Source organism: Enhygromyxa salina (genome assembly GCF_000737335.2).
Classification (GTDB): domain Bacteria; phylum Myxococcota_A; class Polyangia; order Nannocystales; family Nannocystaceae; genus Plesiocystis; species Plesiocystis salina_C.
In genome coordinates this window covers 1-17,727 of sequence record NZ_JMCC02000120.1, presented here as the reverse complement: position 1 = coordinate 17,727, position 17,727 = coordinate 1, and the positions used below count along the sequence as shown (strand labels likewise).

The 17,727-nt window shown below is 67.8% G+C and carries 18 protein-coding genes, 1 tRNA gene and 1 pseudogene; 10 read left to right on the top strand and 10 right to left on the bottom strand.

Annotation, left to right across the window (positions count from 1 at the left end; translation table 11 throughout):
• Window positions 1-38: 38 nt before the first annotated feature.
• Window positions 39-224, top strand: a complete 186-nt coding sequence (locus tag DB30_RS34255) for a hypothetical protein (protein WP_146661897.1) — start codon at window positions 39-41, stop codon at window positions 222-224.
• Window positions 225-363: 139 nt separating this feature from the next.
• On the opposite strand, the gene DB30_RS34250 is transcribed toward DB30_RS34255, so the two are convergent.
• Together DB30_RS34250 and DB30_RS34245 are read right to left on the bottom strand one after the other, a co-directional pair.
• Entirely contained in the window at window positions 364-855 is a 492-nt protein-coding gene (locus DB30_RS34250) for a helix-turn-helix domain-containing protein (RefSeq protein ID WP_052557109.1), read from the bottom strand.
• A 49-nt stretch (window positions 856-904) separates the two neighbouring features.
• A tRNA-Lys gene (locus tag DB30_RS34245) sits at window positions 905-987 on the bottom strand.
• A gap of 157 nt (window positions 988-1,144) precedes the next feature.
• On the opposite strand from DB30_RS34245, the gene DB30_RS42575 reads away from it, so the two are divergent.
• Window positions 1,145-1,402 carry a hypothetical protein gene (locus DB30_RS42575; RefSeq protein ID WP_052557107.1) on the top strand — a complete coding sequence of 86 codons (258 nt, stop codon included), beginning with the start codon at window positions 1,145-1,147 and terminating at the stop codon, window positions 1,400-1,402.
• Here DB30_RS42575 and DB30_RS43265 read toward each other — a convergent pair.
• The 3 genes and pseudogenes from DB30_RS43265 to DB30_RS34230 form a co-directional block, all read right to left on the bottom strand.
• Window positions 1,322-1,540: pseudogene (locus DB30_RS43265) on the bottom strand (helix-turn-helix domain-containing protein); the annotation flags it as partial. The gene DB30_RS42575 and the pseudogene DB30_RS43265 overlap by 81 nt on opposite strands.
• Before the next feature lie 421 nt (window positions 1,541-1,961).
• Window positions 1,962-2,615 (bottom strand): hypothetical protein, encoded by a 654-nt coding sequence (locus DB30_RS34235; protein WP_052557105.1) that lies wholly within the window; start codon window positions 2,613-2,615, stop codon window positions 1,962-1,964.
• Complete coding sequence (locus tag DB30_RS34230; RefSeq protein WP_052557103.1) at window positions 2,608-2,937, bottom strand: hypothetical protein; 330 nt, start codon at window positions 2,935-2,937, stop codon at window positions 2,608-2,610. The genes DB30_RS34235 and DB30_RS34230 overlap by 8 nt, the downstream gene beginning before the upstream one ends.
• 251 nt (window positions 2,938-3,188) lie before the next feature.
• Here DB30_RS34230 and DB30_RS34225 point away from each other — a divergent pair, with 251 nt between their 5' ends.
• Window positions 3,189-4,805, top strand: a complete 1,617-nt coding sequence (locus DB30_RS34225; protein ID WP_052557101.1) for a hypothetical protein — start codon at window positions 3,189-3,191, stop codon at window positions 4,803-4,805.
• Window positions 4,806-4,910: 105 nt separating this feature from the next.
• Complete coding sequence (gene egtD, locus DB30_RS34220) at window positions 4,911-5,921, top strand: L-histidine N(alpha)-methyltransferase (protein ID WP_052557099.1); 1,011 nt, start codon at window positions 4,911-4,913, stop codon at window positions 5,919-5,921.
• Here egtD and DB30_RS34215 read toward each other — a convergent pair.
• Together DB30_RS34215 and DB30_RS34210 are read right to left on the bottom strand one after the other, a co-directional pair.
• A complete protein-coding gene (locus DB30_RS34215; RefSeq protein WP_052557097.1) occupies window positions 5,918-6,604 on the bottom strand; it encodes a uracil-DNA glycosylase in 687 nt (228 codons plus the stop codon). The two genes, egtD and DB30_RS34215, sit on opposite strands and share 4 nt — an antisense overlap.
• Before the next feature lie 5 nt (window positions 6,605-6,609).
• The gene (locus tag DB30_RS34210) at window positions 6,610-7,347 is read right to left on the bottom strand and encodes a haloacid dehalogenase type II (protein ID WP_052557094.1); all 738 of its coding nucleotides are present in this window, start codon (window positions 7,345-7,347) and stop codon (window positions 6,610-6,612) included.
• 169 nt (window positions 7,348-7,516) lie between these two features.
• On the opposite strand from DB30_RS34210, the gene DB30_RS34205 reads away from it, so the two are divergent.
• The 3 genes from DB30_RS34205 to DB30_RS34195 all read left to right on the top strand — a co-directional run bounded on the left by DB30_RS34205 (window position 7,517) and on the right by DB30_RS34195 (window position 9,974).
• Window positions 7,517-8,401, top strand: coding sequence for a tetratricopeptide repeat protein (locus DB30_RS34205; protein WP_052557092.1), 885 nt, complete (start codon window positions 7,517-7,519; stop codon window positions 8,399-8,401).
• A gap of 131 nt (window positions 8,402-8,532) precedes the next feature.
• Entirely contained in the window at window positions 8,533-8,670 is a 138-nt protein-coding gene (locus DB30_RS34200) for a hypothetical protein (RefSeq protein WP_153258446.1), read from the top strand.
• A complete protein-coding gene (locus tag DB30_RS34195; protein WP_052557214.1) occupies window positions 8,670-9,974 on the top strand; it encodes a pyridoxal phosphate-dependent aminotransferase in 1,305 nt (434 codons plus the stop codon). Before DB30_RS34200 ends, DB30_RS34195 begins: the two co-directional genes overlap by 1 nt.
• Window positions 9,975-10,539: 565 nt before the next feature.
• Here the strand turns inward: DB30_RS34195 and DB30_RS34190 are convergent.
• A complete protein-coding gene (locus DB30_RS34190) occupies window positions 10,540-10,956 on the bottom strand; it encodes an ExbD/TolR family protein (protein ID WP_052557090.1) in 417 nt (138 codons plus the stop codon).
• 164 nt (window positions 10,957-11,120) lie between these two features.
• Between DB30_RS34190 and DB30_RS34185 the strand changes: the two genes are divergently transcribed.
• Both DB30_RS34185 and DB30_RS34180 read left to right on the top strand, forming a co-directional pair.
• Complete coding sequence (locus DB30_RS34185; RefSeq protein ID WP_165704079.1) at window positions 11,121-12,020, top strand: hypothetical protein; 900 nt, start codon at window positions 11,121-11,123, stop codon at window positions 12,018-12,020.
• Between the two features lie 112 nt (window positions 12,021-12,132).
• Window positions 12,133-12,495: a group I truncated hemoglobin gene (locus DB30_RS34180; protein ID WP_052557086.1), complete on the top strand. Its 363-nt coding sequence runs from the start codon at window positions 12,133-12,135 to the stop codon at window positions 12,493-12,495.
• Between the two features lie 197 nt (window positions 12,496-12,692).
• Here DB30_RS34180 and feoB read toward each other — a convergent pair whose 3' ends face one another.
• Window positions 12,693-14,822 (bottom strand): ferrous iron transport protein B, encoded by a 2,130-nt coding sequence (gene feoB, locus DB30_RS34175; RefSeq protein ID WP_052557084.1) that lies wholly within the window; start codon window positions 14,820-14,822, stop codon window positions 12,693-12,695.
• Window positions 14,819-15,073 carry a FeoA family protein gene (locus DB30_RS34170; protein WP_052557082.1) on the bottom strand — a complete coding sequence of 85 codons (255 nt, stop codon included), beginning with the start codon at window positions 15,071-15,073 and terminating at the stop codon, window positions 14,819-14,821. The genes feoB and DB30_RS34170 overlap by 4 nt, the downstream gene beginning before the upstream one ends.
• A gap of 118 nt (window positions 15,074-15,191) precedes the next feature.
• On the opposite strand from DB30_RS34170, the gene DB30_RS34165 reads away from it, so the two are divergent.
• Window positions 15,192-17,727 (top strand): ATP-dependent helicase C-terminal domain-containing protein (locus DB30_RS34165; RefSeq protein WP_052557080.1); only part of this gene is annotated, 2,536 nt, incomplete at its 3' end.

The window sequence follows — 17,727 nt, the reverse complement described above, 5'->3', positions numbered from 1 at the left end:
CAGGTATGGCAGAGCCAGCCCGAGTACGATCGACTCGGATGGAGCGCGTGCTACGAGTCGCGGAGAACTTCGAGGTCGCAGAAGAAATCGACCTCGACGACTGGCTCGCGCTCAGCGGCCGCGAGCGCCTCGTGATTGGCGAGCAGATGCGGCGAGAGGCTTGGCCGGACAGTGAACGAGGACTTCGCCGCGTTCTTCGCGTTGTTGAACCAACACGGCGTTGAGTTCCTGATCCTCGGCGGGGTCGCGTAGCTCGCGCTGATCGAGCGGTGCCCCTAGCGGTGCCCCGCGTGTCCCACACTTTGCGCACGACCTCCTGGCATGTGCCGAGCGTGAGTGGTCTTTGGCGAGGTGGACCGCTGTTCAGTCATCGCCACAGAAGAACCCCATCGGCCGCCCAGTCGCGCGGGCGATCTTTTGAAGGATGGGCACGGTCGGCTGCGACGTGCCGCACTCCCACTTGGACGCGGCCGACTTGGTCACCCCGACATGGTCCGCGAGTTGTTGGAGAGTCAGCCCTGCGGCCTTGCGTGCTCGCTTCACCCTCTCGTCGATGACGCCGGTGGCGGGGTCCCGGGTCTTGGCTCGGGCGCGGCCGGTGTTGAGCGCCCCGAGTTTGCGGGCCTCGGCAGGGTCGAGGTTCGACCTGGTCGCACCGAAGAACATCACGGGCTCTTCGTCGGTGACCGTAGCGATGATGTCGTCGGCGTACTCACCACAGGTGAACAGGCTCATCGCGCCGCTAGTATCCTTGACCCAGACGACGGCAGCGTCCCCGTGGACACTGATGAAACTCTCGCGGTAGGCCGCGCCGGCCTCGAGCCAGTCGGCGGCGAGTTGCCTCAGGTTGGTCATGTCATCCTCCTAGCACGCGGCGCGGACATCGATCAGCAGTGTCTGGGGCTGAGCCCGGTCGGACTCGAACCGACGACCAACGGATTAAAAGTCCGTCGCTCTGATGGCCGCTACCAGCCGACCCCCGAACCCAGTGAGCTTCGGTCGCGCGAGCGGAATTCGTTGCGTGTCGGGCTATGCCTGTGGGATCGGGTCCTCTGGCGGGGCTGTGAGGCGGCACGGCGTCGCCATGGCTCGCCATCCCTTGTGGGGCCGACCAGCCTCGGTTTCGGGCGGTGCTTGATCGGGATTGATCGAATCCGACCCAACCCCACGGTGCGGGGTCGGTCACCAGTCGGCCCGCTCGCGCTGCGAGGTCATGCAAGTCGGCCGCGAGCGCGTTACGGTCGCCGCCGAGTTCGAGGTCGAGCGCGAGCAGATCGGTCAGCGGCAGGCCCAGCGCATTGGCCATCGCTCGGATGCTGCGCAGGGGGTTGGTCACGCCCGACTCCAAGCGCGCGACCGTGGCCCGCGGGATACCAGTCCGGCGCGCAAGCTCGGTCTGTGACCAGCCCAGCCCCCCAGGCAAGCCCGCGACCCGGGGACCAAGCTCGTGCTCGTGCTCGTGGGTGTCGAGGTCGACCTCGGCCGGGGTGTGCGTGTCGGTCGGCGTGCATGTTGATCTCCCGTCCCAGATTGGTCGCACGCACGCTGGGTCCTCGCGGGCCTTGGCCTACTGGTCTTGGCGAGTCTCGCGTTGGGAGTGCTATTCGATGGCGAGCACATGTCCGCCGTCGTGGTGACGGCAGCCATCAGTCTGGGCACCGCCGTGCTCGCGTTCTTCTTTCCCGGGCGAGAACTTCGCTAGCCGCCGGGTCGCTTAGGCGACCGCAGGCCCTTTTCTTGGGGCGGTGCTCCTAGCTAGCGGTGCCCCTACTCCCCCAACTGAGACGATTTCGAGCAACCTACGCCAAACTGAAAAGCACTGAAATCTGACCGCCAACCCGGGCTATCTGGCCAAGTACGTGAAACCGTTGACGTTCCGCAGACCCCGGGGGGTAGTTTCCTGTGCATTTCCGTTTCTGCTTGCTGGCACCTTGAACGGGGTCCTTCAGGTGGGTCTGCGCTCAACCGAGTATCCGGTCGAAATTTTCGATGAAGTGCCCGGCAAACCTCAGAAGATGGGGGGCGGCCCCGCTCTTGGCATCGCGCAGCTCGTTCACGATGTCGAGGTCACGCGTCGGACCACACACACGGCCGTGCGCTTCCCAAGGATACTCGAGGTGTGGGCCGTTCTTGGCGAGGGCTGGATGTGCTTCCGTCAGACGCACGACCCAACCAAGAACCTTGGACGAGTGCGGGCCAACGTTTGGTCGCAACTGCCAGTTCAGCTTCAGAAACTGAGCGAAGCGTTTGGCGACAGCATGCGACCGACGATGCTTCACAAATGCAGGCCAGTCGGTGCGGGCCAAGTACGCCTTCGCCAGCTTCTCAAAGACCATTTGAAGGAGCATGGCCACCGTAGGAGCGTGATCACCCTTACTCGCAGCCAACGTTTGTGCCGCTTGCAGATCGTACCGTGCCGTTGCCAGCAACTCGGTCACCCACTCGTCTGCTCCCCGGTCAAGTGGGGGCGGCCGATGCTCCTCGAGCAGCGGCTCGAGCCGATTGCGGAGCTTCTCCAGAAGCTGGCTCTCCCTGACATGGGGCCGCGCCAACCCCTGATGTAGCTCATCTAACTCCTCGAGGACCGCTTCGATCCGCGCAACGGGATCACTCACCCGCGTCCTCGAGTTCGATCGGATCGAGATCTTCGACGGCCCCCCATCCCTCGGGGAGGGCAAGGGCCCCAGACTTGATGAGTTCGTACTCCTCCTCGCTCACCAGCACCAACACGGTGTCGAAGGGGAGATCGCTTTGAGATTGACCGCTGAACCGGAACGGGATGACTTCCCGGGTCGTGCCGACGGAACTCGAAACCTCAACCATGCGAACTTCATCTAATGAGTTCGGGACGACATAGACCGCCACGATCTTGGGGTCCTCCTTGCGGTGTTCACGAACCAGCACACGCGCCTGCCTGCGGATCTCGGAGCTGAGCACGCCTTGAGTATACTCCCGGGTCAGGTCGTGGCTCGACGCCCTCAGCGCAGCACGGCGCTGAGCACGGTCCGCGCGGTGCTACGGCGCTTTCCCTATTCGCTGCTCTTCAGCGCGAAGCCCGGCGAACTGCTGGTCCTCGCCATGACGCATGACAGTGTAGCGAACCGGGGTATTGGCATGGACGAGGATGAGCAAGAGTGCCGCCAGGAACTTCCGTGCGAGGGGACTAGCGTGCTGCTACCGTCGCCACGATGCGCCGCGAGATCGCCCCGAAGCCGCCCCGAGCCCGCCGTGATCGCGGGCTCGAGCGACTGACCCAGCCCCTGACGTTGCTCGCGCTGGGCCTGACCCTGAGCTTCGCGGGCGCCTGTCGCCAGCCTCACACACCCGAGGGCAAGCCGCCCAAGGGTGAGGCGCGGGCGCAAGCGAAGGTCCAGCTGCCAGACCCCGTGCCGCTGCCGGCCGAGCCACCCGCGGCCTCGTGGATCGCCGCGCCGAACCACGCGATCTCGATGCTGCGACCGTACAGCCCGATCCCGATCGAGCCGGTCGCGGCGGTTGAGCAGGCGCTCGCGGGGCTGACGGATCCCGCGCTGGCTGGCGAGCTCGCGCGCGCCGTGGATCTGGGCGCGCCGTTCTCCAACGTGGTGCTTCACGACCAAGAGATCATCCGGCTGTCGATCAAGCCCGACGCGCTGGGCTCGCTGCGTGGACAGCTGGCCCAGCTGCCGCCCGCTGGCGAGTTCGGGGCCGTGAAGCTGACCGCCCAGGGGGCCGCGAGCCGCGACTCGAGCCGCGAGTGGTTGGCGTGGATCGACGAAGCCGACGGCAACACGCTGGTGTTGGCCAACACGCTGCCAGGGCTGGTCACCGCGCGCGGCTTGGCCAAGGCCTACGGTCAGCAGCCAATCTACTTCACCGCGGATCCATCGGCGTTGCCGATCCCGGTCGAGGTCCCGTTCGCGCGTGTGACCGGTCGCGGCGACATCGAGGCTGTGGTGATCGAGGCGCAGGCGATCGCGGGCCAAGATCCCCTCGCGCAGCTGCCGATCTCACCTGGCACGTTGGGCGGGCTGCTCGAGGGCCCCAACATGGTCGCGGGCGGCAGCGGCCGCTATGCGGATCACCAAGACATGGTCCGCGAGGTCACCAGTCAGATCAACGCCAACGTCCGCGAGCTGCCGTTCTTGGTCCGCAGCGTGGGTGAAGATCTCGCCGCCAAGATCAACACCTTGCTGCGGACCTGGGATGGTCGGGTGTTGGTCGCGCTCGGGCCGGCCAAGCACCTACGCTTCGCATACGGTGCCAACGACGTCAGCAAGAGTCAGGTCGCAACCATCCGCCTGCTGCAAAAGGTCGTCGACAGCGTCTCGCTCGCGCGCAACTTCGTCTCGATCCCGAAGATGAGCCTGCGTCGACGCGTGACCAAGGGCGACGGCCAGGATGTCGAGGTGTTTGTCGTCCACGACGCCGCGAGCCTCGGTGTCTCGGAGCTGCGTCCGCTGATCGACGGCGAGGGACGCCTCAACATCGCCATGGCTTGGTCCGCGCGCGCTGGCGGTGGAATGCTGGTGATCGGACCCGACGCCGCCAATCAACTCGCCGGTTGGCTCGACCAAACCGCGAAGTCACCCGCACACGCGGCGACGTCGGGGCAGCTGCTCGCCGCCAGCTTCGCGGGCGATCCTGCGCAGCTGCAGGGCTTGCTGCAAGCCAGCCCCGAAGCCCTCGACGTCGGCAAATTGCTGCAGCTCGACGCGACTGGACCCAAGTGGCAGGTTGGCGTCGAACGCCGAGACGGCGGCCTATATGTGATTGACGTGCGATCCCCCGGGCCCCCCAAGCCCGCGCGCGTCAAGCCCAAGTGAGCATCCAAACGGCGCCATGAAGCCGCGGCGCTTGCCGCTGGCCAACCTCGCGACTAGGTGGAACTCGCGTGACGTGCCTGCGTACACGCGGATGCCGGCCCCGCCATGCTCGACTCCAGCAAGAAGACCCCATCGATCGCCCGAGCCCTCCACGCGATCGCGCCACCGTCTGAAGATCGCAGCTTCGCGCAAGACGTGGTGTTGGGGTTGTCGAGCACGCCCAAGCGCTTGCCGTGCAAGTACTTCTACGATGCGCGCGGCTCGGCGCTGTTCGATCAGATCACCGAGCTGCCCGAGTACTACCCAACGCGCACGGAGGTCGCGTTGATGCGCGCGCACGCGGCAAAGATGGCCGCCACGATCGGCGCCGATGCGCTGCTCGTCGAGCTTGGCAGCGGCAGCAGCATCAAGACCCGCTTGTTGCTCGACGAGCTCGAGCGCCCCGCCGGCTATGTCCCGGTCGACATCTCGGCCGCTCACCTGCAGCAAGCCGCCAACTCGATCGCCGCCGACTACCCAGGGCTCGAGGTCATGCCAGTCGCCGCCGACTTCACGCGCGGCTTCGAGATCCCGCGCCCAAGCACGGGCGCGGCCCGAAGCGTTGTGTACTTCCCAGGTTCGACGATCGGCAACTTCACCAGCGATCGGGCGCTGAAGCTGTTGCAGGCGATCGCGGGCTTCGTTGGCGCCAACCAAGACGAGCGCGCGGGCGGCCTGCTGCTCGGCTTCGACCTGGTCAAGCCTACCAATGTGCTGCTCCGGGCGTACGACGACGCCCAGGGCGTGACCGCGGCCTTCAACCTCAACTTGCTCGAGCGCATCAATCGTGAGCTCAACGGCAACTTCGAGCTCGCCCACTTTCAGCATCACGCGATCTGGAACGCCGAGCTCGCGCGGGTCGAGCTGTACATCCGCAGCACCCGAGCCCAGGTCGTTCACGTCGCCGGGCACCCGTTCGAATTCGCGGCGGGCGAGCTGATGTTGACCGAGTACTCGCACAAGTACACGCGCGACTCGATCCAGTCGCTCGCGCGCCAAGCCGGGTTCGAGCGCTCGACGATCTGGACCGATCCCGAGCAGCTATTCGGCGTTGGCCTGTTTCAGCTGGCCGACTAGCGGACCAGCTCGGCGGCGCGGGCGAACACGCCGCGCAGCATGGGTCGGGTCAGGCGCTTGGTGAAGGTGTTTTGTTGGCTGGGGTGGAAGCAGCCAAGCAGCGTGTAGGGGCCGATCTCGACCTCGGCGCCGTGACTGAATTTAGGCTTGCGCGGCAGCTTGTGCCCATGGGTTGCGAGCACCCGCAGCGCGCCATCCCAGCCGAATCCACCGAGGGCGACCACGACCTTGGCGGTCGGTAGCAAGCGCAGCTCGGCGGTCGCCCAGCTGATGCACGTGTCGCGCTCGACGGTGCTCGGCTTGTTGTCGGGCGGCGCACACTTGACCATTGAGGTGACCCAGGCGCCGCGCAGCTGCAGGCCGTCGCCGCGGGCGGTCGCGGCGGCCTGGTTGGCAAAGCCGGTCTCGTGCAGCGCCCGAAACAGCCAGTCGCCGGAGCGATCCCCCGTGAACATGCGGCCGGTTCGATTGGCGCCATGGGCCGCTGGCGCGAGCCCGACGATCAGCATCTTCGCCGCTGGATCGCCAAACCCCGGGACCGGTCGGCCCCAGTATTCTTCGCCGGCGTAGGCCGCTCGCTTGTCGCGGGCGACCTGCTCGCGCCACTCGACCAAGCGCTCGCACGCGCGGCAGCGAACCAGCTTGGCCTCGAGGGTCTTCAGCGAGCGGCTGCGCGGCGCCATCTGGTCTAGCACCCGAGCAAGGCCACGAGGCCGGCGAGATCTGGGACGCTCCAGTCGGCGACTGCCTGCGCGTCGGTGTCGAGCTCGTCCACGTCTGGGGTCGCGCCAACGGATCCGCGACCGCTGTCGCGGACCACGTGGACGGTCTGCATCCCGTGGCGGCGGCCCGGGCCGATGTCGTGGTAGCGACTCTGGGCCGCGTGGAGCATGTGCTTGGGTGCCACGCCGATCCGCTCGAACGCGCGCTCGAAGATCGCGTCGTGTGGCTTGTAGCAGCCTACGGAGCACGCGGTGATCACCGCGTCAAACTCGACCTGCAGCGCCTGCGCGGTGCCGACGAACAGATCCTCGTCGACGTTGGAGATGATCGCCAGCTTGTGCCCCGCGGCTTTGAGCCTGCGCAACCCAGCGACGGTGTCGTGGAAGGGGTGCCAGGTCGGCAGCGACTCGACCAAGGTCTCGAGTTCGTCGGCCTGGGGAGCGAAGCCCAGATCCTTGGCCATGCCCGCGAAGGTCCGGCGCAGGACCTCGCGGTAGGGCATGTACGCGCCGGCCTCGACCGCAGCCTCGGCCCTGGCGTAGGCGGCGAGCACCTCGTCGGGCCGACTGACCAGCTCGTGACGGGAGATCACGGGGTGCATCGCGGCGAGGATCCCCGACTCCCAGTCGATGAGCGTGCCGTAGCAGTCGAAGCTGATCACCTCGAAGTCGCGAGGGCCGGGCCGGGCGGCGTCGTTGGGCATCTGCGCAGTTTGGACATACAAGCGCGTCCGCGACAACCTGTCCGCGCGGCGGCCCCCACGCGAGCCGCAGCTGCGCACGATCGGGCCGCCGCCCATCCAACCCTGCAAAGACAGCGGGATCCGAACTACCCCAGCGTGCGCGCGCCGACCTCGGGCTACACTCTCATCGGTGTCGCGCCGGATCCCCGTCGACGAGCGTTGGTTGGCCCTCGCGCTCGTGCTGTTGCCAGGTTGCGAGGGCGAGGTCGCGGCCTTGTTCTCGCTCGCGTTTGGGACCGCGCTGGGCGCTTGGATGGTCAGCCGCGACCGCCAGAACCGAGCGCTCTACGCCGCCGAGAATCTTCGCCACGCGATCGCCACTGGCCAACAGCGCGAGATCGAGATGAACCTGCGCAAGCAGCTCGCGCTCGCGGCTGCCGGCGAGGCGGTCAGCGTCGAGCGCCAGTGGCTGGCGCGGGCTCAACTTGGCGGGCTGCTCGTCGCCGAGTGGCGGCTCGACGAGGCCCGCCAGATCTACGGGGCCGACGACGCTGGCCTGTCGCCGCACCTGCAAGCGCTCGCCAACTTCGGCCGCCACGAGCTGGCGATCTTGACCGGCACCCCCGACGAGCAGCGCCTCGCGAAGATCATCGCGGATCGTGACAACTGTTTGGGTCATGTGCCGCCGCGCTACCGCGAGCTCGTCGCCGACGCCTGGCGTGCGCTCGAGGGTCTGTGTCTGGTCCGCATGGGCCGCGCGCGCGAGGCCGGGCCGCTGCTCGAGCGCGGGCTCTCGTCGCTCGCGTACAACCCCGCGCGGGTCGTGTACTTGTTCCACTTGGGCCAGGCCTACGAGCACCTCGGTGAGCGGCAGCTCGCGGCCGAGACCTACGAGCAAGCGACCAAGGCGTTCCCGGGCACGCGCCTGGCCAGCGAGGCCAAGTCGCGCCAGCTCGCGCTCGTCGACGGCCAGCATGGCGAGGGCATGTTCCGACGCATGTTGCCCGAGACCCCAGTTGGGTCGGCGTTGGTGCCCGCGAAGGCCAAGGGTCCGCGCGACGAGCCGCAGGACTGAGCACGTGATTCCCGCTCGTCCAGGGGCCCCGTGGGCCCTGCCGTGGCCCGCCAATCCGTGAGCGAGCGCAAGCAGTGTGGCGCCCTTGGCCGCCGCTTTGATGTGGTGTAATCCGGTCAGAGGCGACCCTCATGTCCACCCCCAAGCAAGAAGACCATCACGAGATCCCCAGCCTCTCCAGCATGGCCTACCTCGCGGTGTTCTTGGCCGTCTCGCTCTTGGGCCTCGTGCTGTTCCTGCAGCTCAAGTTCGGCACGCCCGTGCCGTGATGCGGACGGCGTCCGACTCTTCGGGGCGCACGGCGTCGATGTTTCGCACGGTGCCTCGCACCGGCGTCATCTATGTGATGGCGGAGGCCAGCAAGCAGGGCTTCCACTACGGCCACCCCGACTGGTGCAACCTTGGTCAGGGCGCGCCCGAGACCGGTGAGCTGCCTGGCAGCGCGCCACGGCTGACAACGATCGGGCTCGACACGGAGTCGGCCGAGTACGCGCCGGTGCCTGGGCTCGCGGATCTGCGCGAGGCCGTCGCCGAGCTCTACAACCATCGCTACCGCCGCGGCATGGCGAGCCGCTACACGGCAGAGAACGTGGCGATCGCCTCGGGTGGACGCGCTGGGCTCACGCGCCTCGCGACCGCGCTCGGCCGCGTGAACCTAGGCCATGTGCTGCCGGACTACACCGCCTACGAGGAGCTGCTCGAGGTGTTCAGGGCGTTCGTGCCGATCCCGATCGTCGCGCACGAGCGCGAGGGTTTTCGGCTCTCGCCCGAGGCCCTGCGCGAGGCGATCGTCGGCAGCGGGCTCGGGGCGATCTTGCTCTCGAACCCCTGCAACCCGACCGGCCGCTTGATCGCGGGCGAGGATCTGCGCCGCTGGGTCACGACCGCCGGCAAGCTTGGCTGCGCGCTGATCATCGACGAGTTCTACGCCCACTACGTGTACGGCCCGCCCAGCCTGCGCCACGCAGGCGAGCTGCCGCACAGCATCAGCGCCGCGGCCTGGGTCGAAGACGTCGACCGCGATCCAGTCGTGATCGTCGACGGCCTGACCAAGAACTGGCGCTACCCCGGCCTGCGCCTGAGCTGGACGGTTGGGCCCAAGTCGGTGATCGAGCGGGTCAGCTCGGCCGGCAGCTTCCTCGACGGCGGCGCCCCTCACTGCATCCAGCGCGCGGCCTTACCGTTGCTCGAGCCCTCGCTCGCGGATCAAGAAGCGGCCGCGATCCAGCGCGCGTTCACGATCAAGCGCGACCTGATGCTCGAGCGGCTTGGCGGCATGGGGATCCGTGTGGCTGGGGCCGAAGACGGCGGGCCCGAGGGCGCGTTCTATTGCTTCGCGGATCTTCGCCAGCTGCCCGAGTCCCTGTCCAACGGCATGCTCTTCTTTCGTGCGGCCCTCGAGCAACAGGTGATCTGCGTGCCTGGGGTGTTCTTCGACGTTGATCCCGGCAAGCGACGCGACCACATCGCCTCGCGCATGGCTGGGTTCGTGCGGCTGAGCTTCGGGCCGGATCGCCCGCAGGTCGAGCGCGCCCTCGATCGCCTCGCCGCGCTCGTCGCGAGCGCCTCGTAGTCCTCGGCCGCTCAAAACCGAGGCGGCTGCAGTCGGCAAACAAGAGCCAACACGTGGGTGGAGCGGTGGCTGTTGGTGCCCAGACGAGTGCCCCCTTCTAGCGGGTCAAAGGACCCACCAGCAAACACAAGCCAACACGTGGGTGGAGCGATACCCGGTGGCTGTTGGTGCCCAGACGAGTGCCCCCTTCTAGCGGGTCAAAGGACCCACCAGCAAACAAAGCCAACACGTGGGTGGAGCGATACCCGGTGGCTGTAGGTACCCAGACGAGAGCCCCCTTCTAGCGGGTCAAAGGACCCACCAGCAAACAAAGCCAACACGGTGGAGCGACGCCCGGTGGCTGTTGGTGCCCAGACGAGTGCCCCCTTCTAGCGGGTCAAAGGACCCACCAGCAAACAAAGCCAACACGTGGGTGGAGCGATACCCGGTGGCTGTAGGTACCCAGACGAGAGCCCCCTTCTAGGGGGCCACACATACCCCTGCCAACAAACGGCCCCTTGGGAGCGAGCGAAGCGAGTGACCTGCGAAGTGCGAAGGCGCCTGTGGGGGTAATAACGAGCGGTAGCTACAACCGCTCGGAGGCGATGCCGACGTGCTCGATCCCGGCCTCGCGCGCTGCGGACATCACGTCGATCACCGACCCATACGCGACCTTGTCATCGGCCTTCACGGCCACGCGCTGATCCGTCTGGGCCTTCTCGTTGGCCTGCAGCGCCGCGACCAACGCCGCGTGGTCGCCGGCCACCGGGGTCTTGCCCACGGTCACGGCCCCCGCCGCGTCGATCTTGATCAGCAAGGTCGCGTCCGGATCGTTCTCGGTCTGCTCGATCGGATCTTGGGGGATCGAGATCGGCTGCTTGTGGTTCGGCGGCGGCTTGGCGGCGACCATGAAGATGATCAACAGGCTCAAGAGCACGTCGATCATCGGCGTCACGTTGATCTCCGCGACGACCTCAGCCTGCCCGCCTTCTTCTTGCAGCACTGGGGCAGACGCTAGCAAGTTATGTCCCCGACAGACAACTTCTCACTTCGCCAGCCGCAGACCCCCTGGGCCCCTGGGCTGAACGGGGGCGCGGTTCGTCCCAGGCGGGCAACTGTGATCGCGGTCACCGTTGCGTAAATTGCGCTGACCCTATCCTGAGACCCATGTTTCGGCCTTTGACTTACTCGACCCTTGGACTCGCCTTCCTCGCCTGCGTGGCCTTCGTCGGACCGGGGTGCGGCGATGACAGCAGCGCAGAGACGGGCGGCTCCGAGACCGGCGACGGCGACGGCGACGGCGACCCGGGCGACGGCGACGGCGACGGCGATCCGGGCGACGGCGACGGCGACGACGACCCCGACTTCGGCGACTGCGGCAACGGGGTCATCGACGACGGCGAGGTCTGCGACGACGGCAACAACGTGACCGAGTTGGCCCCCTACGCCGCTGGCGACTGCATCGACGACTGCTCGATGGTGCTGGCGACCTGCAACGACGGCAACGTCGATCCAGGCGAGGACTGCGACGACGGCAACGCCGACAGCATGGACGACTGCACGACCTCGTGTACGGCCAACAGCAAGGGCGTGCACGCGGCCTGCACCGTGTTCGAGGACGGCATGGAGGTCGACCCGCTGTTCAACATCAGCGAGGGCGAGATCCAAAACTGCGACAACGTCCAGCCCGTTGCCGGCACCGCGGTCGGCTGCAACCGGTCGTGGCAGTACATCGGCAACAACCTGGTCTACGCGGCCGAGGGCGACTGCCAGATCATCGCGCTCGAGTGCGAGGGGGATCTGTGCCCGCCCGGCCCGATCGGTGACTACCCCGGCGTCGACGCCTGCCCGGCCGGGCACGTGCTGATCGACAAGGTCATCGAAGGCGGCGGCGGTGTGCCCGAGATCCGCAGCAAGGTCTGCCTGCTCGCGTGCGAATCCGACCGTGACTGCCGCTGGAACGAGGAAGACACGTTCTGGGGCGGACCCGGCGAGTACCGCTGCGCGACCACGCCGCTGTCGGGTGGCGCGCGCGTCTGCAACGACCGCCGCAACAACGACCTTTGAGAGTTCGCTGCCCACGGTGAACCAGTCCAAGAAGGCGTCCGCAAGCGGGCGAGAAGCCCTCGCCCGAGCTGAAAATAGTTTGGGATTTGGGCAACCAGGGTAGCCTCCCGCAATGTCCCAAGACTCTCTCTATCAGCGCATCGGCGGTAAGCCAGCTCTCGAAGCCGCCGTCGACCGTTTCTACGCGCGCGTGCTCGCCGACGAGCGCATCAAGCACTTCTTCACCACCGTCGACATGGACACCCAGATCAAGAAGCAAAAGCGCTTCTTGGCTGTGGTGTTTGGTGCGCCTGGCTCGTGGGAGGGCAAGGACATGCGCAAGGCCCATGCGCACCTGAAGCTCGAAGAGATCCACTTCACGGCGGTGGCCGAGCAGCTGCAAGGCGCGCTCGAGGATCTGAGCGTGCCCGCGGATCTGATCGGCGAGGTCATGGCGATCGCGGCCTCGACCCACGACGACGTGCTGGGACTCTAAGCAATGACCCCCACAGAGACCTTGGTCCTCGCCGACTGCAGCCGCTGACGCGTCTGGTCGCTTCGCTCCTCGGGGGCGTTTGTTCGCATCCGCATGTGTGGCCCCCTAGACCTAGAAGGGGGCTCTCAACGCCCATCGGGTGTCCATGAGATGCACGATGGACGGAGGAGTCTAGTATTTAGCTAGGAGCTCAGGCTTTAGCCCAGGCCGAGGGCGCCGCCGACTTGGAACACTAGCAGCGCCGCCAGATAGGCGATCACCGTCATGCTCACCAGCATGAAGGCTGGCCACTTCCAGCTGCGGGTCTCCCGGCGCACGACCGCCAGCGTCGACATGCACTGGCAGGCGTAGACGAAGAACACCAGCAACGCGATCCCCGACAGCCGGGTGTATCGCGGGGCGCCGGCTTCGTCCTTGGCGTCGCGGATCACCTCGCGCAGCGGGGCATCGTCCTCGTCGGCGTTCTCGATCCCGTAGACGAGGCCAAGGGTCGAGACCAGCACCTCACGGGCGGCGAAGCTGCCGATCAGGCCGATGCCGATCCGCCAGTCTTGGCCGATCGGCTCGAGCGCCGGCTCCATCGCCTTGCCGACCCGACCCGCGACCGAGCGCTCGATCGCGGTCTCGCCCGGACCGAGCTCGGCCGGGTCCACGCGCGGGAAGCTGAGCAGACCCCACAAGACGATCGTCACCGCCAAGATGATCGTGCCCGCGTCGCGCAGGAAGTCAGCCGTGCGATCCCAGACTTGGCGCAAGGTGTCGCGGATCCGCGGCAGCCGATAGGGCGGCAGCTCGAGCACCAGCGGCGGGGTGGGACCCGGGAGCAGCGTGCGCTTGTAGATCGCGCCCAGCCCCAGCGCCGAGACCGTCGACAATAGGTACATCGACAGCAAGATCAGGCCGCCCTGGGTGAAGGGGCCGAACACCGGGGCGTTGGCGACGAACAGCGAGCCGATCACCAGGGTGTAGATCGGCAGGCGGGCGCTGCAGCTCATGAACGGGATCATCAAGATCGTGACGACCCGATCCTTGAACGAGGCGATCGTCCGGGTGCTCATGATCGCCGGGATCGCGCAGGCGTAGCCCGACAGCAGCGGCACGAAGGCCTTGCCGTTGAGCCCGACCCGAGCCATCAGCCGATCCACGATGAACGCGGCCCGGGCCATGTAGCCCGAGTCCTCGAGCAGACCAATGAACAAGAACAACAGGGCGATCTGTGGGACGAACACGACCACGTTGCCGACCCCGGCGAGCACGCCTTCGGTCAGCAGATCCGTGAACATGCCGGGCCCGAGCGCGCCCGCGATCACATCTGACAGCGCGGCGATCCCCGCCTCGATCACGCCCATCAGCGGGTCGGCCCACGAGAAGATCGACTGGAAGATCAGCGCCATCACCAGCAAGAAGCTGAGCGGGCCGAGCACGCGGTGGGTCAAGACCGCATCGATCTTGGCCGAGCGCGCCATCGCGGGGGCGAGCGCGCCGTCGCGTTTGGCGTTGTGTTGGCCCACGCCAGCGTCGCTCGGCAGCTGGGCGAGCAGGCGATCGACCTCGGCGTAGCGCAGCTCGACCAGCGAACGGATCGCCTGCTCGAGCTCGCGCGGATCCAGGCTCGCGGCCCGCTCGCGCTCGTCGACGCTCGCGCCACACAGGTCGAGGTTCTCGGCGGCGGTCGCAGCGAGCAACCAACGCGCGCGCGCAGGGCTGACGCCCTCGACTTCGAGGGAGGCGAGGCAGCTGCGCAGGGCGTCATGGCCGGCTGCGGGCTCGAGCAGTCGGGGCTTGGCCGGCTCGACCTGATCCGCCTGCGCGAGCTGCTTGATCAGGGCGTCGAGCCCGACCCCGCCGCGGGCGACCGTCGCGACGACGGGAACCCCGAGCGCGGCTTCGAGCTGCTTGGCCTCGACCGCCACGCCGGCGTCCGCGGCCAGGTCGACCATGTTCAGCGCGACCACGCACGGCAAGCCCAGCTCGAACACCTGCAGCGCCAGGTAGAGGTTGCGCGCGAGGTTGCTGGCGTCGAGCACCAACAACACCGCATCGGGCGCGACCTGATCGACGGCCCCGGTCAGGGCCCGAAACGCGATCGCTTCGTCCTCGGAGATCGGCGTGAGGCTGTAGGTGCCGGGCAGATCCACGAGCGTTGGCGCTGGCGTGTCCGCGCGCGGCTGCCATGCCTTGGTCGGGCGGATCGAGCCCTCGCGGGTCTCGACGGTGATCCCCGGGTAGTTGCCAACCTTGTAGCGCGAGCCCGTCAGCAAATTGAACAGGCTGGTCTTGCCGACGTTGGGGTTGCCGGCGACCGCGATCCGCAACGCCCTGCTCACTTCGTGACTCCGCTGATCTGTACGCGCTTGGCTTCCGCGCGCCGCAGCGAGACGTGATACCCACGCAGCCGCAGCTCGAGCGGATCGCCCAAGGGCGCCCGCTTGATCAGCGCGACCTGAACACCGGGCACGAAGCCCATCTCGAGCAAGCGGACAGACATCGAGCCGTGCCCGGTCACCGCGCGGACTTCGGCGCGCTGTCCGAGGTCGAGCCGGTCGAGGGTCATGGCGCTGTCGTCTTGAAAAGCCATTTCAATATGCTTCGATACCACTGAAAATGATGTGCTCCAAAGCGATCAACCTCACGCACAACTGAATTTAGATTTCATTTTGTGGAGTGGAGGAGGGGCGGGGCTATGGTGCGCGATCGTGGCCGCCAAACTCGACGCGCTCGCCCGCGAGCTGCCGATCGGCGTGATCCTGCCCGAGCTACTCGAGCTCGTGCCAGGGCGCAACGTCGTGATCGAGGCGCCGCCGGGCGCGGGCAAGACCACGGTGATCCCGGCGGTGCTGCTCGAGCGCGGCGTGCTTGGGACCGGACAGATCCTCGTGCTGCAGCCGCGCCGCTTGGCCGCGCGACTGTCGGCCCTGCGCACCGCGGCGCTGCTCGGGGAACCGATTGGTGGACGGGTTGGGTATCGGGTCCGCTTCGATCATGCCGGCGACGCCAAGACCCGGCTGTGGTTCATGACCGAGGGCGTGCTGGTGCGGCGGCTGCGTGATGATCCGCAGCTCGCGGGCGTCGACGCGGTGATCCTCGACGAGTTCCACGAGCGTCATCTCGACGCGGATCTGCTGCTCGCGCTGCTGCGCCGCCAGCAACAGCTTGGCTCGCCGCTGCGCTTGCTGGCGATGTCGGCCACGCTCGACGCCGAGCCCGTCGCCGAATTCTTGGACGCTGCACGCTTGCGGACGGACGGCCGCAGCTTCCCGGTCGAGGTCGAGCACCGCAGCCCTCGCACCCGCCACGGCGAGCAGCCGCTCGAGCGCCGCGTGGCTGGAGCGGTGCGGGATCTGATCGAGCGCGGGCTGATCGGGCGGCCCCAACCAGCGAAGCGACCCGACGCACCAGCGGCTGCAGCCGGCGAACAGCCTAGTGAACATGGGGCTCGCGCCCAGCCGGGTCACGCGCTGGTGTTCTTGCCGGGCGCGCGCGAGACTCAAGCCTGCGCGCGCGAGTGTGCGGCGCTGGCCGAGCGGGCGGGGCTCGAGCTGTTGACGCTGCATGGTCAGCTGCCGCGCGCGCAACAAGATCACGCGGTCGCACCCAGCGACACGAGCAAGCTGATCCTCAGCACCAACGTGGCCGAGACCTCGATCACGATCGACGGTGTGGTCGCGGTAATCGACAGCGGCCAGGCGCGCGTCGCCGACTTTGATCCGGGCAGCGGCTTGCCACGCGTGAGTCTGGGCCCGATCTCCCGGGCCTCGGCGGCCCAGCGGGCGGGTCGCGCGGGCCGGACCCGGGCAGGCGTCTGCATTCGGCTGTATGGCCAGCACGACCACGATCATCGCCCCGAGCATCAGCTGCCCGAGCTGCGCCGCCTCGATCTCGCGGGTCCGGTGCTCGAGCTCGCGGCCGCGGGCATCGACGCGCCGGACAGCTTCGAATGGTTCGAAGCCCCGAGCCCAGCCGCGCTGGCGGTCGCGCGCGAGCTGCTGGGCTCGCTCGGGGCGATCGATGAACACGGCCGGCTGACCGGGCTCGGTCGCGCGATGCTGAACTTCCCGCTGCACCCCCGGCTCGCGCGATTGTTGGTCGCCGGGATCGAGCATGGGGTCGGCGACTTGGCGGCCGCGGCCGCGGCGTTGCTGGCCGAGCGACCGCTGCGGCGGCCCGGCCCTGCGCGCGCGTGTGACTCGGACATCCTCGATGAGATCGAGCTGCTCGAAGGCCGCCGGGGTGGGGGACATCGCCGCGATCTTGGCGACCCCGGCGCGCGCGCGACGATCGAGCGCGCGACCAAGCAGCTGCGGTCCATGCTCCGACGGGCAGGCGCGACCGCGGGGATCAAAGGTCCGCGCAAGCCCCCCGCAACCCCCGAGCAGCGCGAGCGAGCGCTGCGACTGGCGCTGCTCGCCGCACACCCGGATCGCGTCGCCACGGTCCGGGTAGACGAACACGACCGCCGCACTCTGGTGTTCGCGTTTGGTGGCAGCGCCGAGCTCTCGAGTGAGTCGGGTGTGCGCTCGGCCGGCTGGGTCATCGCGCTGCGCAACGAGGAGCGCCGCGAGGGCACCCGCCGACGCGCGGTCGTCCACAGCGCCGCCGCGATCGAGCCCGAGTGGCTGATCGATCTGTTCGCCGACGCGGTCACCGACACCCAGGAGCTTCGCTTCGATGCCGCGCGCGAGCGGGTCGTTGGCGAGTCTGCGCTGCGCTACGGCAAGCTCACGATCGAGCGCTCGGCGATGGCCAAGCTGCCCGAAGCCGCCGCCGCCAAGGTCTTGCTCGAGGCTGCACGCAACGTCGGCGCCGCGAGGTTTTGTGGCGGCCGCGACACCGACGGCGCGCAGCGGCTCACCCAGCTGCGCCTGCGCGCCCGGTTCATCAACACCCAGCGGCCCGAGTTTCCATTGCTCGACGACGCGCTGATCGACGAGGTGCTGGCGAGCGCGTGCGAGGGCCTGAGCAGCTTCGCCGAGCTCGAATTGCTAGGGCGTCTGTCGGCGCAGCTAGGGGCTCGCGCGGGGGATCATCGGGCCCTGGATCGACTCGCGCCAACGCGGGTAACCCTGCCCGGAGGTCGCAAGCTGACGGTCAACTACGAGCCAGATCGCGCGCCCTGGGTTGGCTCGCGCCTGCAGGATTTCTTTGGGATGCCAGCCGGTCCGCGGGTGCTCGATGGCGCGGTCCCGGTGGTCTTGCACCTGCGCGCGCCCAACCGCCACGACGTCGCGGTGA